Source organism: Pseudomonas sp. SWRI77 (genome assembly GCF_014269105.1).
Lineage (GTDB): Bacteria > Pseudomonadota > Gammaproteobacteria > Pseudomonadales > Pseudomonadaceae > Aquipseudomonas > Aquipseudomonas capeferrum.
The window spans coordinates 1-216 of the sequence record NZ_JABWRV010000087.1 but is presented as its reverse complement, the minus strand read 5'-3'; the positions used below and the strand labels follow the sequence as shown (position 1 = coordinate 216).

At 59.3% G+C, this 216-nt stretch carries 1 pseudogene; it reads right to left on the bottom strand.

Annotation, left to right across the window (positions count from 1 at the left end):
• Positions 1 to 107: 107 nt before the first annotated feature.
• Positions 108 to 216: pseudogene (locus HU766_RS26085) on the bottom strand (CreA family protein); the annotation flags it as partial.

Here is a 216-nt window from a genome sequence, read left to right as displayed (position 1 = left end):
GAAGTTCATCAGCCGGCTGGATGAGGTGAGGAAGGTTGTGCGTGAGGATCAGGCCGAAGAGTTGGCCTGAAGAATCTGGGGCCGCTTTGCGGCCCTATCGCGACACAAGGCAGGATCGGAATCGCGGTCACCGCATTCTGCGGGCTGCCTTCGATCATGCGGTCGCTGTACACCAGGTACACCAGCGTATTGCGCTTCTTGTCCAGAAAGCGCACC